13 protein-coding genes and 1 pseudogene are annotated in these 16193 nt (G+C 44.7%); 5 read left to right on the top strand and 9 right to left on the bottom strand.

What is annotated here, in order from left to right; genetic code table 11:
- Positions 1–247 precede the first annotated feature (247 nt).
- Together yfbR and AB6E52_RS07185 are read left to right on the top strand one after the other, a co-directional pair.
- Positions 248–832, top strand: a complete 585-nt coding sequence (gene yfbR, locus AB6E52_RS07180; protein ID WP_017060613.1) for a 5'-deoxynucleotidase — start codon at positions 248–250, stop codon at positions 830–832.
- Positions 833–887: 55 nt separating this feature from the next.
- Positions 888–2231 carry an anti-phage deoxyguanosine triphosphatase gene (locus AB6E52_RS07185; RefSeq protein WP_102320182.1) on the top strand — a complete coding sequence of 448 codons (1344 nt, stop codon included), beginning with the start codon at positions 888–890 and terminating at the stop codon, positions 2229–2231.
- 26 nt (positions 2232–2257) lie between these two features.
- Here the strand turns inward: AB6E52_RS07185 and AB6E52_RS07190 are convergent, their stop codons facing one another.
- A complete protein-coding gene (locus tag AB6E52_RS07190) occupies positions 2258–2857 on the bottom strand; it encodes a tRNA-uridine aminocarboxypropyltransferase (protein ID WP_017060615.1) in 600 nt (199 codons plus the stop codon).
- Between the two features lie 9 nt (positions 2858–2866).
- Here AB6E52_RS07190 and rrtA point away from each other — a divergent pair, with 9 nt between their 5' ends.
- A complete protein-coding gene (gene rrtA, locus AB6E52_RS07195; RefSeq protein ID WP_102320183.1) occupies positions 2867–3415 on the top strand; it encodes a rhombosortase in 549 nt (182 codons plus the stop codon).
- Here rrtA and AB6E52_RS07200 read toward each other — a convergent pair.
- The 8 genes and pseudogenes from AB6E52_RS07200 to AB6E52_RS07235 form a co-directional block, all read right to left on the bottom strand.
- The gene (locus tag AB6E52_RS07200; protein WP_017060617.1) at positions 3406–3705 is read right to left on the bottom strand and encodes a helix-hairpin-helix domain-containing protein; all 300 of its coding nucleotides are present in this window, start codon (positions 3703–3705) and stop codon (positions 3406–3408) included. The genes rrtA and AB6E52_RS07200 overlap by 10 nt on opposite strands.
- A gap of 224 nt (positions 3706–3929) precedes the next feature.
- Complete coding sequence (gene ppiD, locus AB6E52_RS07205; protein WP_102320184.1) at positions 3930–5795, bottom strand: peptidylprolyl isomerase; 1866 nt, start codon at positions 5793–5795, stop codon at positions 3930–3932.
- A gap of 218 nt (positions 5796–6013) precedes the next feature.
- Positions 6014–6307 (bottom strand): HU family DNA-binding protein, encoded by a 294-nt coding sequence (locus tag AB6E52_RS07210; RefSeq protein WP_012604504.1) that lies wholly within the window; start codon positions 6305–6307, stop codon positions 6014–6016.
- A gap of 168 nt (positions 6308–6475) precedes the next feature.
- Positions 6476–8827: an endopeptidase La gene (gene lon / locus AB6E52_RS07215; protein ID WP_017060619.1), complete on the bottom strand. Its 2352-nt coding sequence runs from the start codon at positions 8825–8827 to the stop codon at positions 6476–6478.
- A gap of 132 nt (positions 8828–8959) precedes the next feature.
- Positions 8960–10240, bottom strand: coding sequence for an ATP-dependent protease ATP-binding subunit ClpX (clpX, locus tag AB6E52_RS07220; protein WP_009847283.1), 1281 nt, complete (start codon positions 10238–10240; stop codon positions 8960–8962).
- A gap of 81 nt (positions 10241–10321) precedes the next feature.
- A complete protein-coding gene (gene clpP, locus AB6E52_RS07225; protein WP_004736080.1) occupies positions 10322–10948 on the bottom strand; it encodes an ATP-dependent Clp endopeptidase proteolytic subunit ClpP in 627 nt (208 codons plus the stop codon).
- Between the two features lie 105 nt (positions 10949–11053).
- Positions 11054–12352, bottom strand: a complete 1299-nt coding sequence (gene tig, locus AB6E52_RS07230) for a trigger factor (RefSeq protein WP_017065881.1) — start codon at positions 12350–12352, stop codon at positions 11054–11056.
- Between the two features lie 294 nt (positions 12353–12646).
- A pseudogene (locus tag AB6E52_RS07235) lies at positions 12647–12829 on the bottom strand (hypothetical protein); the annotation flags it as partial.
- A gap of 163 nt (positions 12830–12992) precedes the next feature.
- On the opposite strand from AB6E52_RS07235, the gene AB6E52_RS07240 reads away from it, so the two are divergent.
- A complete protein-coding gene (locus AB6E52_RS07240) occupies positions 12993–14813 on the top strand; it encodes an ATP-binding protein (RefSeq protein WP_017060622.1) in 1821 nt (606 codons plus the stop codon).
- A gap of 29 nt (positions 14814–14842) precedes the next feature.
- Entirely contained in the window at positions 14843–16192 is a 1350-nt protein-coding gene (locus tag AB6E52_RS07245; protein WP_102320185.1) for a sigma-54 dependent transcriptional regulator, read from the top strand.
- Position 16193 lies beyond the last annotated feature (1 nt).

A 16193-nucleotide genomic window follows, 5' to 3' on the forward strand; every position in this document is an offset into this window, starting at 1 on the left:
GTTTAGGAGCCTTTTTTGTATCCGCTGTCTCGTATCCCTGTGCAAACACAAGATACGAGTGGAGTATTGTTTATACCAATCACAGTAAGTAAGTGTTCAGAAATAGCGTAGGGAAAAAGCTTGAGAACAAGGCAGAATTTTTCGATAAGTAGTTATTCTACAATCAAAAATTCTAACATAATTATCGAGTTTTTTAACAAGCTAGGATGACCAGTTATTTACTACGATTGGTACTATAAGGACATTTATGAAACAGAGCCATTTCTTTGCCCATCTCGCACGCATGAAGCTAATTCAACGCTGGCCCCTGATGCGTTCGGTATCAAGCGAGAACATTTCAGAACATAGCCTACAGGTTGCTTTCGTGGCACACGCCTTGGCACTGATCAAAAACAAGAAGTTTGATGGTCAGCTTAACCCCGAGCACATTGCTCTGCTTGGCATGTACCACGACACCAGTGAGGTACTGACGGGTGATTTGCCAACGCCTGTTAAATACTACAACCCGGACATTGCACAAGAGTATAAGAAGATAGAAGCCGCGGCAGAACAAAGACTGCTTTCGATGTTGCCAGAAGAGTTCAGAGACGACTTCGCCCCCTTCTTAATATCTGGTACTGCGAGTAAAGAAGAGCAAAGCATCGTCAAGCAGGCAGATACTATCTGTGCGTACCTGAAATGCTTGGAAGAGCTCAGTGCGGGCAATCATGAATACGAGCAAGCCAAGCGCCGATTGGAAGAGACACTCGAACAACGCAAAAGCCCAGAAATGGACTACTTTCTCACCACATTCGCACCGAGCTTTGAATTATCACTAGACGAGATAAGCTAGCTGGGTATAAGTTGTTTTTAATTAGCTAAATAAAATCAATTTGATAGGTGCTATTTTGAATTCTCAACTCGAACCACCCTTTGTACTCGAACAAGAATGGCAGCATCGAAATGACGATGAACATAAAATAAGACGGGATGACCACCGCAGCCCGTATCAGCGTGACCGTGCACGCGTGCTTCACTCTGCTGCTTTCCGTCGCTTACAAGCGAAAACCCAGATCCATGGCACCACGGTCAACGACTTTCACCGAACGCGCCTTACCCACTCTCTTGAGGCCGCTCAGCTTGGCACCGGTATCGTCGCTCAACTGAAGAAAAAGCAGCCCGAATTTCGAGACCTATTACCCTCAGACAGTTTGATTGATTCACTGTGTTTGGCTCACGACATCGGTCATCCACCCTATGGACATGGCGGCGAAGTCGCACTCAACTACATGATGCGCGACCACGGCGGCTTTGAGGGCAACGCTCAAACGTTTCGCATAGTCACACAGCTAGAACCTTACACTGAACATCACGGGATGAACCTATCTCGACGCACTTTGTTAGGTCTAATTAAGTACCCTTCTCTGCTGAGTGAGGTTCAAGCTAAATTGCAGTCTGAACCCGTTAAGCATCAACGACAACTCCGAGCTAAAGATTGGATGCCAGCAAAAGGCATCTACGATCATGATGAAGAGTTGTTTAACTGGGTGCTTGAACCGCTTTCAAGCAGCGACCAACAGCTCCTAAAACAGAAAAGAAAAACGCATACCGAGCCACTTGAGCACAACAAGACCAAATATAAGTCACTGGATTGTTCGATCATGGAACTTGCTGACGACATCGCGTATGGCGTGCACGATTTAGAAGATGCGATTGTGCTTGGCTCTGTGATCAAAGCTCAGTGGGTCGAATCGGCTTACCCTCAACTGAAAGAGATGGCCGACCCATGGATTTGTGAACACCTAGATTCAATTACAGAGATGCTTTTCTCTGGTGAACAGTATCGTCGAAAGGATGCGATTGGTGGGATAGTCAACGCACTGTTGACCAGTATCTCGATTAAGCGAGTGGAGGCTAACTTTGAGAATGTACTGTTGGCTTACAATGCGGTGCTCGAGCCGAGCATGGACGGCACACTCGATAAGCTGAAACACTTTGTCAGCGAGTTCGTTATTCAAGTGCCACAGGTTCAGGTCATCGAATACAAAGGTCAACAGATCATCATGGATATGTTTGAAGCATTCAGCGCAGATCCTGAACGCTTGCTGCCACTGCCCATCAAGAAGCAATGGCTACAACATCAAGATGAGTCTCGAAAAATGCGCGTGATAGCCGATTACATTTCATCGATGACTGATGATCTTGCGCAGAAAATGCATCAGCAACTGTTCTCAGCTCATACCGAGTTTTAATTCCTGACTCACTTTACTAAAACGGCTTAATCTAAGTAGTTTTTCTCAAACACGCCCGGGGGCATTTGATTGATTTGAAACTGAATCATTTGGTCAAATGCCGTTAGCAAAGGGCTAAAGTCGCCATCACGCTCTAACAAGCTAAGTAAATGATAGCCAGCTTCAACGGTTGAAAGGCTATTTTCACTGGGTGCTTTGCGAATTCGGTAATTACCCTTGAGATCTTTCGGTAAATGAACCGTGTTCAACGCATGCAAGTTACTCGATACTTGCCACATCTTGAATGCTTTCTTCCACGTGCCATCCAATAAAATCACACGCAGCTTCTTATTGGGAGATGTCGCCGACTCAACTGAAACAGAGTTTTCGCTTGGGTATAAAATCACATGTTGATACTGTTCATCGCACAACAATGCGTTGAGTTGTTCGTTGTCTGAAAAGTCTTCGCCAACAAACGTCACGCTGTTATTAAGAGATAACGAGAGAATACGCGCTGTTCCCATCGGACGATGCTCTTCTGATGGGTGCTGAAGAATGATAAGCTCAACATTCGATTCGAGTGGTGTAACCCACTGACAAATACAAGCTTTCAAAGCCTTGCTGCATTGGGGGCAATAACGAGACATGGATTTAATGTGTACCCTGTTTTAATTTTCATTTCACTTTTATGCGTCTTATTCCAATTTGAGCCAATACAAGCTTGGGTCGTTTGGGATAGCAATGCGATTGCCGATGGGCAATGGTGGCGAATCCTAACAGGAAACTTTTCACATACCAACTACTCGCATCTTCTGATGAATCTAGCAGGCTTGTGGATCATCAGCTACCTGTTTCAACCGAGTAAAAAACAGCTTGTTGTTGCTTTGCTTGTGATCAGTTTAGTGACTGGCGTCGCTCTGTTGTTTTCAAGTATTCAGACCTACGTTGGCCTATCGGGCACTTTGCATGGGTTGTTTGGCTTATTCGCGCTCAGAGAGGCTTTAAACGGCAGGAAGTCTAGTTGGCTGTTAGTATTCGGATTAGTCGCTAAAATCGCTTGGGAGCAGCTTATTGGCCCTTCTAGCACGACTGGTGAACTGATTAATGCTCGTATCGCGATTGAAGCCCACCTAGCAGGTGCATTGGCCGGAGGCTTCATATCTATCGCTTCATTTCTAACAAGTAGAAAAACGGGTCAAAGTTGAATTCTTTCGCGGTTCTTTTCAACCGTCGCTTCACCTATCCCTTTGACACTCACCAAATCATCAGCAGTAGTAAATGCCCCGTTCTGATCTCTGTAATCGACGATTTCTTTGGCTTTCTTGTCACCCACGCCAACCAATAGTGCTGAAAGTTCTTCTGCCGTCGCGGTATTGATGTTGACCGTAATCTCAATGCCTTCGTAAAGCTCAGCCTTGGTTGGGCTGTCTGCAAACACGGCAGGGCTTAAGAGCATCAGAAATGAAAGAATTAGTGTTGAATATATCGTGCGCATAAATAGTTCCTTTGTTCAAAAAACGTAACTTATGCATTTGCCGCGCTAGATAACACAATCACCAGATAAAAATAAAGCGGATCACCTAAGTGACCCGCTTCGTTATACATCTTATTTTCATCAGCTTGTTTGTTGGCTCACAAATCTGAATTAAAGCCTAACAATCACGTGTTGATTTCAGTAGTAAGCTCTAACTTGAGCTTGCTACTGAGGTAATCAAACGCTTACTGACCTTGACCCACTACGTAGTATTCAACGTCTGCGTTTTTACGAAGGACGTTTAATACGTTAGTCAGGTCTTGCTGGTTACCAACTCGCTCCAACTGTGCACCAATTTGAGTGCTGTAGGCTGGGTTGATCTCAGCCGTTACTTTAGAAAGCTCAACAACAACGATATTACCGTCTTGGTCTTTAGATTGACCGAACACAGCTTGACCTGCTTCTGGTTTCGCTAGAGCGAATACAGATGCCGCTAATGGCGAGTTACGGTCAATCGTTTCAAGTTCAGTGAACTCAAGGTTGTTGTCCGCTAGTACTGCTTCATTGCCTTGCTCAAGTTCGTTCACTAGAGAAACACCTAGCTCAACCGCTTGCTGCTCTGCTTGTACAGCAGACAGTGCAGCGACAACTTGATCTTTCACTTCAGCTAGAGGAAGAACTGTCTCATCACGAGTCTCTTCTACACGAACAACAATTACGTGCTCAGGTGCAACTTCGATAACTTCCGAGTTTAGACCGTCTTCTTTCACTTCAGGGCTCAAGATAGCTTGCATAACTGCAGGCGTCATCAGAACTTCTGGAGCGTCAACTTGAGAGATGAAATCTGTCGTTGTGATCTTCGCGTTGATAGCTTCTGCAGAATCAACTAGAGAATCTGGGAATTCAAACGCTACTTTTTCTAGCTCAGTTTGTTGCTCGTAGAACTGATCAACTGCGTGTTGGTCTAGAAGCTCTGTCTTAATCTCTGCCGCTACTTCAGTGTAAGGCTGAGCTTGAGACGCTTTTAGTTCGTCTAGCTTGATGATGTGGTAGCCGAAATCAGATTTAACTAGGCCAGTAGTATCGCCAATATTCTCAAGAGCGAAAGCCGCGTCTTCGAATGCAGGGTCCATAACATCGCGCTCAATCCAACCTAGGTCACCGCCAACGTCTGCACTACCGAAGTCGTCAGATTTCTCTTCCGCTAGCGTAGCAAAATCAGCGCCTGCATTTAGCTCGTCTAGGATTGCCTGAGCTTTCGCTTCGTCATCGCCTTGAACTAGGATGTGGCTAACTTTACGTTGCTCTTCCGTTGAGTACTTGTCTAGGTGCTCTTGGTAGTATTTCTGTGCTTCTTCATCGCTTACTTCAAGCTGAGACTTAAGCGCTTCAGCAGAAAGTTCAATGTAAGATACCTTAGCTTGCTCTGGACGAGTGTAAGCTGCTGGGTTCTCTTGGTAGTACTGTTCGATTTGCTCGTCAGTTAACTCGATGCCTTTTGCAAGGTCAGCAACAGACAGTGTCACTGTGCGAATATCACGAGTTTGTGCGATAAGCTTGCTCTGAGTATCGATTTCGCCTTGAAGAACGAATTCACTGCCTTGAAGTGCAGTCACAAGCTGGTTGCGCATTAGGTCACGACGCATGTATTCAGCGAAGCTTTCTGCGCTGAAACCTGCACGACGCAGTGCTGCTTGGTAAACTTCTTGATCGAATTGACCCGCCGTTTGGAACTGAGGCATTTCTAGAATCATGGTACGGATTTGAGAATCACTGATTCGTAGGCCTAGAGACTCAGCTTGCTGCTCAAGCAGTACGTCATTGATCATGCGATCAAGTACTGATTTACGGAAAGACTCTACGTAAGCAGGGTCTGCAAGCATTTGAGCGAAGTAATCGCCAAGTTGAGACTGCATACGGTTACGTTCGTTTTGGTAAGCCTGTTCGAACTCACCACGAGCAATTTCTGTGTTGCCAACTTTAGCTGCTGCGTTGTTACCGCCACCGGTGATGTAGCTGCCTACACCTGCGAATACGAATGACAGGATAATCAACCCAAGGATAATTTTTACCGCGATGCTATTCACGCCTTCGCGTAATCGATCCATCATAATTTAAGTGCTCTCCGGATATGAAGCATTGGCTTCAAAATAAAAATCTATTCACGCGATATTATCAGAAAAAGAAATGCGCATCAGTAGGATGCGCATAATTTAAATAAGTTCAATGTGCTTTGTACACATACTGTTTAAGAATGAAACATCATTTTTCAAACAGTAAACGCATTTTACTGCCTTCCCCTCTTAAATGGAGGTTTCAGCAGTGAAAATTAGTTACATGCGTCTTTAAGTGCTTTACCCGCTTTGAAGCCAGGTACTTTAGCTTCTGCGATTTGGATCTCTTCACCAGTTTTTGGGTTACGACCTGTACGAGCAGCACGAGTACGAACACTGAAAGTACCAAAGCCAACAAGTGCAACTTGGTCACCAGATTGTAGCGTTGTGCCAACTGCTTCGATGAATGCGTCTAGAGCGCGGCCAGCTGAAGCTTTAGAGATGTCTGCGTTTTCTGCGATTGATTCTACTAGTTGTGTTTTATTCACTGTTTTTCCCCTATGTGTCATCTGTGACTACTTCTGATGACTGTACGTTCCATTTTGGTTTTAATTTAGCCGCAAGCCTTATTGCAAAAGGGCTGCCGCTTTGATCAATAACTTAGCGTCCAAAAAAAACGCTGACAAGCCTTTTCGGGCCTATCAGCGTAATTCTTTACTTATTTTTGCTATGCATCACTATTTTTTCACGTCAAACTCGACCCCTGACGGATCTCGTTCTAGCGCGACTTTGAGTACTTCATCAATCCACTGAACCGGGATCACCTTCAAGTCAGCGATTACGTTGTCTGGAATCTCTTCCAAATCACGCTCATTGTCTTTAGGGATCAGTACAGTTTTGATGCCGCCACGGTGTGCAGCAAGCAGTTTTTCTTTCAAGCCACCGATAGGTAAAACTTCACCACGAAGGGTAATTTCACCTGTCATACCGACCTCTGCTTTAACCGGGTTACCCGTCAAGCTAGAGACAAGTGCAGTACACATTGCGATACCCGCACTCGGGCCATCTTTCGGTGTAGCACCTTCTGGTACGTGAACGTGAATGTCACGTTTTTCGTAGAAATCTGAGTTGATACCCAGTTTTTCAGCACGAGAACGAACCACTGTCATTGCCGCTTGAATCGACTCTTTCATCACGTCGCCAAGTGAGCCAGTTTGCGTTAGCTTACCTTTGCCCGGCATTGCTTCGGTCTCGATAGTCAGTAGATCACCACCCACTTGAGTCCACGCTAGGCCTGTTACTTGACCGATACGGTTGCTTTCATCCGCTTTACCGAAGTCGTGGCGTTGAACACCTAAGTACTCTTTCAGGTTATCAATGTTAACCGTTACAGACTTAAGATCGCTGTCTAGCAAGATGTTCTTCACTGCTTTACGACAGATCTTTGAGATTTCACGCTCTAGGCTACGTACACCCGCTTCACGCGTGTAGTAACGAATGATGCCGATGATTGCAGAGTCTTCAATCTCAATTTCATGAGGCTTAAGACCGTTGCGTTGAACTTGCTTGTCCAGTAAATGGCTCTTAGCAATGTTCAGCTTCTCATCTTCTGTGTAACCAGATAGACGAATCACTTCCATACGGTCCAGTAGAGGCCCAGGAATGTCCATCGAGTTCGATGTTGCCACGAACATAACATCTGACAGATCGTAATCTACTTCTAGGTAGTGATCGTTAAATGCGTTGTTTTGTTCTGGATCTAGAACTTCTAGAAGTGCTGAAGATGGGTCGCCACGCATATCAGAAGACATCTTATCGATCTCATCTAATAGGAACAGTGGGTTCTTAACACCAACTTTAGACATCTTCTGGATCAGTTTACCCGGAAGTGAACCGATGTACGTACGACGGTGACCACGAATCTCAGCTTCATCACGAACGCCACCAAGTGCCATACGCGTGTACTTACGACCCGTTGCCGCAGCAATCGAACGACCTAGCGAGGTTTTACCTACACCAGGAGGACCAACAAGACAAAGGATTGGGCCTTTTAGCTTGTTGATACGGTTTTGTACTGCCAAGTATTCAAGAATACGTTCTTTAACACGCTCTAAGCCGTAGTGGTCTTCGTTTAAGATCTCTTCCGCTTTCGCTAGATTCTTTTTCACTTTTGAACGCTTAGCCCAAGGAACGCCCACCATCCAATCAATGTAGCTACGTACTACTGTTGCTTCAGCAGACATTGGCGACATCATTTTCAGTTTTTGCAGTTCTTGCTCGGTTTTTTCACGAGCTTCTTGAGGCATCTTAGAGTCTTCGATCTTCTTCTTCAGAGTCTCGAATTCATCAGGAGCGTCGTCCATCTCGCCAAGTTCTTTCTGAATCGCTTTCATTTGCTCATTCAGGTAGTACTCACGCTGAGATTTTTCCATTTGCTTCTTAACGCGGCCACGAATGCGTTTTTCAACTTGCAAGATGTCAATTTCTGACTCCATTTGGCCCATCAAGAATTCCAGACGTTCAGTCACATCTAAGATTTCTAGAACGTGCTGCTTGTCTACCAGTTTAAGTGGCATGTGTGCAGCAATCGTATCAGCAAGGCGAGCTGCCTCATCAATACCGTTCAGAGATGTTAGAACTTCTGGTGGAATCTTTTTGTTCAGCTTAATAAAGCCTTCGAATTGATTGATCGCGCTGCGAACAACCACTTCTTGTTCTTTTTCGTCAAGTTCTGAGGTTACAACGTATTCTGCGTCCGCTAAGAAAAACTCACTTTCTTTGAATTGGTGAATTTTTGCACGCTGCTGACCTTCGACAAGCACTTTAACAGTACCATCAGGGAGCTTTAGTAACTGAAGAATGGTAGCGACAGTACCTACTTTAAATAGGTCGTCAATTGAAGGCTCATCAGTGTCCGCTTCTTTCTGCGCTACAAGTAGTACTTGTTTGTTAGCTTCCATTGCCGATTCAAGGCAAGTAATCGATTTTTCACGACCAACAAACAATGGAATAACCATGTGTGGGTAAACCACTACATCACGTAGAGGTAGCACGGGGATTTCGATACGCTCGGAACGTTCCAAGTTCATATATTTCTCTCTTCCGCTTTAACTTATAAAGCAGTATATGGGGCTTAAACGACTGGATTCAATGGAAGAATAAAAAAAAGGAGGTAATTGCTTACCTCCTTTTTCAATTTGAGTGACTTGTCTAAAAAAGACCTACTCTGCAACAGCTGCTTGGTTATCTGAGTTGCTGTAAATTAATAGTGGTTCTGACTCACCATTAATTACCGACTCATCAATCACAACCTTGCTTACATCAGTTGAAGATGGCAGTTCGTACATAGTTTCTAGTAGAACACCCTCCAAGATAGAACGTAGACCACGAGCACCTGTTTTACGGTTCATTGCTTTCTTAGCAATGGCACGTAGGGCGTCTTCACGGAATTCTAACTCTGTATCCTCAAGCTCAAATAATGCTGCGTACTGTTTTGTAAGTGCATTCTTTGGCTCACATAGGATTTGGATTAGCGCTTCTTCATCAAGCTCTGTCAGTGTTGTTGTCACAGGTAGACGACCAATGAATTCTGGAATCAGACCATATTTCACTAGATCTTCAGGTTCTACTTGAGTGAACAATTCACCGATAGTTTTGGTTTCATCTTTTGAACGCACTTCTGCGCCAAAGCCGATACCTGAACCTGTTTCTACACGCTGTTCAATCACTTTATCTAGGCCTGCAAACGCACCACCACAGATAAATAGGATCTTAGACGTGTCCACTTGCAAGAACTCTTGCTGTGGATGCTTACGACCACCTTGAGGTGGAACTGAAGCAACTGTACCTTCAACAAGTTTTAGTAGAGCTTGCTGTACACCTTCACCAGACACGTCACGCGTGATTGATGGGTTTTCAGCTTTACGAGAAATCTTGTCGATTTCATCGATGTAAACAATGCCGCGTTCCGCTTTCGCTACGTCGTAATCACATTTCTGAAGCAACTTCTGGATGATGTTTTCAACATCTTCGCCCACGTAACCCGCTTCGGTTAGTGTTGTTGCATCAGCCATAGTGAAAGGAACGTCTAGGAAACGAGCCAATGTTTCAGCAAGTAGTGTTTTACCACTACCAGTAGGACCGATAAGAAGAATGTTACTCTTACCTAGCTCTACGCCTTCAGCTGTCGTGTCACCATTACGTAAACGCTTGTAGTGGTTATAAACTGCAACTGCTAGCACTTTCTTCGCGTATTCTTGACCGATTACATAGTCGTCAAGATGCTCACGAATCTCACGCGGCGTTGGCAGCGATTCCGATTCTTTCTTAGGAAGAACATCTTTAATTTCTTCACGAATAATGTCGTTACAAAGATCGACACATTCATCACAAATGTAAACAGAAGGACCTGCGATTAACTTGCGAACTTCGTGTTGGCTTTTGCCACAGAAAGAGCAGTAAAGCAGTTTACCGCTACCACCCTCTTTGCTTTTATCTGTCATTCGCTAACCTCTTAGCCTTAACTCTCTATGCTTGAGTGTATATCAATTTGAATCACTTTGCGTTAAACAATTGCCCTGCAATTATTGACCGCGGTGATTAAGAACTGAATCCACCAAGCCGTATTCTACTGCTTGATCAGCAGACATGAAGTTATCACGATCTGTATCGCGCTCAACAACTTCTAGAGGCTGACCAGTGTGCTCTGCCAATAGTTTGTTTAGCTTTTGTTTGATCGTTAGGATCTCTTGCGCGTGAATTTGAATATCAGACGCTTGGCCTTGGAAGCCGCCAAGTGGCTGGTGAATCATTACACGTGAGTTTGGAAGCACGTGACGCTTACCAGGAGTACCACCCGCTAGTAAGAATGCACCCATAGAGCAAGCTTGACCCATACATACTGTGCTCACGTTTGGCTTGATGAACTGCATTGTGTCGTAGATAGACATGCCTGCTGTTACGCTACCGCCAGGTGAGTTGATGTAAAGATAGATATCTTTGTCTGGGTTTTCTGATTCCAAGAAAAGCAGTTGAGCCACGACAAGATTTGCCATGTGGTCTTCCACTTGACCTGTTAAGAAAATGATACGTTCTTTTAATAGACGAGAATAAATATCGTAAGAACGTTCACCACGGGAAGTCTGTTCAACCACCATAGGAACTAGTGCGTCCATAATCGATGGCATTGTATTTTTTTCTTGGTAGCTCATATTCTTATGTCCCTAAAATAAATGGCCCGAATGATTAAATCATACGGACCATTGTTAGCAGAATTGTTGACCGTACGTCAACCTTCTACGTCAGATATTACTATATTAAGCAGGTTGCTGATTCATTAGCTCGTTGAAGCTAACTTCTTTATCAGAAACTTGAGCTTTAGCGATGATTGCATCAATAGCTTGCTCTTCTAGAGCAACATTGCGCATGTTGTTCATCATTTGCTCGTTTTGCTCGTAGTAAGCAATAACTTCTGTTGGATCTTCGTATGCTGTAGCCATCTCTTCGATGATAGCTTTAACTTTCTCGTCGTCAGCTTTTAGCTCTTCAGTCTTGATTACTTCACCAAGAAGAAGACCTACAACTACGCGACGTTTAGCTTGCTCTTCGAACAGCTCACGTGGAAGTTGGTCAGCAGCTTCAGTGTTGCCACCGAAACGTTGAGCAGCTTGTTGACGTAGAACACCGATCTCTTGATCGATTAGAGCAGAAGGTACGTCGATGTTGTTTTCGTTAACTAGACCGTCGATAGCTTGCTCTTTGATGCGGTTCTTAACAGCTTGCTTAAGCTCACGCTCCATGTTCTTACGAACTTCAGCTTTAAGACCTTCAACGCCGTCAGTTGCGCCGAACTTAGCAACGAATTCTTCGTTTAGTTCTGGAAGTTCACGAGCTTCAACTTTGTTCAGCTTGATAGAGAACTTAGCTGCTTTACCTTTTAGGTTTTCAGCGTGGTAATCTTCTGGGAAGTTTACGTCGATTTCGAATTCCATACCTGCTGTTTTACCAACGATACCGTCTTCGAAGCCAGGGATCATGCGACCAGCGCCCATCTCTAGTGGGAAGTTCTCAGCTTTGCCGCCTTCAAACTCTTCACCGTCGATAGAACCAACGAAGTCGATAGTTGCACGAGAACCAGCGTCAGCAGCAGCTTCAACTTCAGTCCAAGTTGCTTGTTGCTTACGTAGAGTTTCGATCATCTCTTCAACGTCAGCTTCTTTAACTTCTACTGCTGGTTTCTCAACAGTGATGTTTTCTAGACCTTTCAGCTCAACTTCTGGGTAAACTTCAAAAGTTGCGTTGAATACTAGGTCAGCGCCTTCGTTGTTTTCAACTGGTGCGAAAGTAGGTGCGCCAGCTGGGTTGATTTTCTCTTTAACGATCGCTTCGATGAAGTGACGTTGCATTACTTCGCCCATCACGTCTTGACGTACTGCTTTGCCGTACATTTTAGCAACCATCTTCATTGGCACTTTGCCTTTACGGAAACCATCGAAACGACGGTTTTTCGCGATGTTGCGTAGTTCAGCTGTAACTGCATCTTCGATGTTAGCAGCAGGAACAGTAATATTAAGACGGCGCTCTAGGCCTTCTAGCGTTTCAACAGTAACTTGCATTATATAAACCTCAAAACTGGCTCAGTAATCTGAGCATATGAGCCGTAACTTAGCTTTAATTCAAAAGCAGACGTTGTTGGCTGCATCCTTGTGTAGTGCTCTATCCGAACACCTAATTTAAAATCGAGCATTGATGTCTGAATTGATTATTCAACCAAACACCAGACTAATCAGCGATATCTTCGTTCTTCACACGTCGATTAAAACGCAATAAAGCTTGTTTTCAGAAACAAGAAAGGTATCTCCGATTAGCCTCAGGACAGAAATTTTAGACGCGACATTCTAGCGATCTGTTTAATCTCTGTCGAGCCGTTCACCTCTGCATGATGATGAATGCTCTAAATTCGTCCAACTAAGTGATACAAAAACGATCAAATCATCACTTAGCACAACAGAAATGGGGACAATAGCGACTTTTTCAAGGGAATCGAGGGCTTTTTTTGCTAAAAACCTTAAAAAGAGATCTTGCTCTTGTTTTACCCCTCAGAGTCGATAACTTTTTCAACAATCCCCGTTACAAACCCTTAACCTACATCCATCTGTTCACTCTCTGCTTTCAGCAAAAACTACCGCTATTTGCTACCATAAACGAGAGAAGACAGGCTTGATTGTTTACCAAAGAAATCAGCGGAGAGCCTTCATGTTTCAAGCTTTTAAAATCCCAATACTGTTAATGGTCACATACAGTTTACTGATGGTGTTTGGCGGTCATTGGGTGTGGAGCACGAGCCATGAAAGTTTGTTAAATGATCATCAATCTAAGCTGGACCGCTTTTCTGTTCATATTTCAAGCCAATTGGATAAGTTCGCGCACATTCCCGAGCTGCTTTCAAAAGACAAAGAGCTGGTCGATGCCCTGCACTCTCCAAGTAACTCTGCGCAAATCGAACTCACTAATCGTTATCTAGAGCACGTAAACTCGGTGATTCAAGCATCCGACACCTACCTACTAGACAGTATCGGCACCACCATTGCAGCCAGTAACTGGAATCAACCGCGTTCTTTTATTCGTCGTAACTTTGCTTTCCGCCCCTACTTTCAAGAAGCGATTATTGGCAATGAAAATCAATATTTTGCGCTAGGTTCAACCTCTGGAAAGCGAGGCTATTATTATTCTTACCCCGTCTCCTATGCCGCCGAGATTATTGGCGTCATTGTCGTAAAGATGGATTTATCGCTGATTGAAGCAAGTTGGAAAGGCAAACAGAGTTTTTTTGTTGCTGACGATAAAGATCAAATTGTATTTATGTCGAGTAACCCTGAGTGGCTGTTCAAAAGCCTTCAGCCGCTAAGCGAAGTACAACACACTCGAATTCAAGAAAGCAGGCAGTATCTCGATACAAAAATAGAAAGCCTGCACTTCTCCGGCGATTTAGACAGTGCCACCAGTCGTATTGAGTCGCCACACAAACTCGTCCAAGAGCAGTTCTTTAGTTCTTCGCGTTTCCTAGCCGAACCAAGACTCACCATACGGGTATTTTCTCCAACCCACTTAGTTTGGTGGGACTTGGTTGCTTACCTTGTGGTTTTGAGCCTAATCTTTGCGATTATTTATCTAACAATGCAGCTCAACCACCATAGACAACAAAGACGAGCACAGATAGACAGGCTGCAATCCGAAGCCAAGCAAAAACTCGAATTTCAAGTGCTTGAACGTACATCGGAGTTACATGTTGAGATCAAACACCGTATCGAAACCGAGCATGTTCTGAGGCAAACCCAAGACGAGCTCATCCAAGCCGCCAAACTAGCAGTGCTAGGGCAGATGTCAGCGAGCATCAGTCACGAACTGAATAACCCGCTTGCCGCGATTCGCAGTTATGCCGACAACGGCCGATTGTTTCTTGCCAAAGAAAAAACCGATCGTGTCGATGACAATCTATCGCGAATCTCGGCACTCACTGATCGTATGGCGAAAATCAGCCACCAGCTTCGCTCGTTCGCCAAAAAATCTACTGCGGAAGAGCTACACACCTTACAAATACTCCCAGTTTTACATTCATCGAAAGAGCTGATGAAGCCACAACTCAAGAGCGAGCGAGTTAAGGTCAACGAACTCCCTGAGACCTTTGATGCTTGCGTGCTCGCCAACGCCATTCAACTGGAACAGGTGATCATTAACCTGCTGACCAACGCGATTCAGGCGGTGGAACAACAAGATGACAAACAATTAGCTATTCTGTTAGAGATTAGAGAGTCCGACCATCAGCAAGCCAATACCTTGCTAATTCATGTCGATGATAACGGCCCCGGCTTCACCTCCCCTTCTAGCGGAAACTTTTTTGAACCCTTCCATACCACCAAGAAAAACGGACTTGGACTTGGGCTATCGATTTCTCAACAAATAATCAACGGAATAAATGGCAAGCTCGTTACCGGTAGTAGCCCTCAAGGCGGTGCTCGAATCAGCATAGAGTTGCCCCTTGTTGGACATGAACAGCAAACAAAAACTCAGCAATAACCAGAATACAAAGAAGTAAAGGAATCACTATGTGTCACGTCTATTTCATTGATGATGAATCCGATCTAAGAATGGCGATTGAACAGAGCTTCGAGCTCGCCGACATTGATGCCGAATTCTTTCCCGATGCGGAGTCTGCTCTGCTCGCGATTCAAGAAAACGGCTTACCTCACGTGATCATCACTGATATCTGTCTACCAGGTCTATCCGGGCATGATCTGCTCAACACCGTGATGCACAAAGACAAAGAGATCCCCGTGATCATGATTACTGGTCACGGCGATATTTCAATGGCCGTTCAAGCCATCCAATACGGCGCCTATGACTTCATTGAAAAACCTTTCGCTAATGAACGCCTAATCGAAACCACTAAGCGAGCGATAGAAAAACGTCAGCTCACACTAGAGAACCTTGAGTTAAAACGTTCACTCAAAGCCAGCCAAGCACTTGGTCCAAGGATCATTGGTGACACGCAATCAATGACGGAGCTGCGGTCTATCATCACTCACGTTGCCGATACCAATGCCGACATATTGCTATTTGGCGAAACAGGCACTGGCAAAGAATTAGTTGCACGCTCTCTGCATGAACAAAGCAGCAGGCGAGAACAAAACTTCGTCGCAGTCAACTGCGGCGCAGTACCTGAAAATCTGATTGAGAGTGAACTGTATGGCCATGAGAAAGGGGCATTCACTGGCGCAGAAAGCAAACGTGTCGGTAAATTTGAATTTGCTCAGGGCGGAACTCTATTCTTAGATGAAATTGAGTCCATGCCAATGCAGGCACAAATTCGCCTGTTGCGCGTCTTGCAAGAACGCGTCATCGAAAGAGTTGGGTCTAATGGTTTAGTCCCTCTAGACATTCGAGTGATTGCGGCAACTAAAGTCGACCTAAAGAAAGCCGCTGAAGAAGGCACTTTCCGCCAAGACCTCTATTATCGACTCAATGTTGTGACCTTAGATTTACCGCCGTTAAGAAGCCGACAAGAAGATATCCCAGCACTCTTCCACCACTTCCTACTGGTCGCTGCGGCGCGTTATGGCAAAACAGCCCCGGCAATTCCACAGAAAGAACTGCACGAGCTTTTAGCCCACGATTGGCCGGGAAATGTACGAGAATTGCGTAACACTGCGGAGCGTTTCGTACTTTTAGGCAAGCTATCTCACTTATCAGACAGCACTTCGGAGTCGACCCAACATTTGTCGTTAGCAGAACTGGTTTGTGATTTTGAGAAAAACACGTTAAAGCAAGCGCTTATTGAGTGTAATGGCAGCATCAAAGAGACGATGGATAGACTACAACTTCCCCGAAAAACACTCTACGATAAGATGCAAAAACACCAGCTAGTGAAAGAGTCATACAGACAAAACGAAAACTAAA

Source organism: Vibrio sp. 10N.247.311.13, from assembly GCF_041467595.1.
GTDB lineage: Bacteria > Pseudomonadota > Gammaproteobacteria > Enterobacterales > Vibrionaceae > Vibrio > Vibrio crassostreae_C.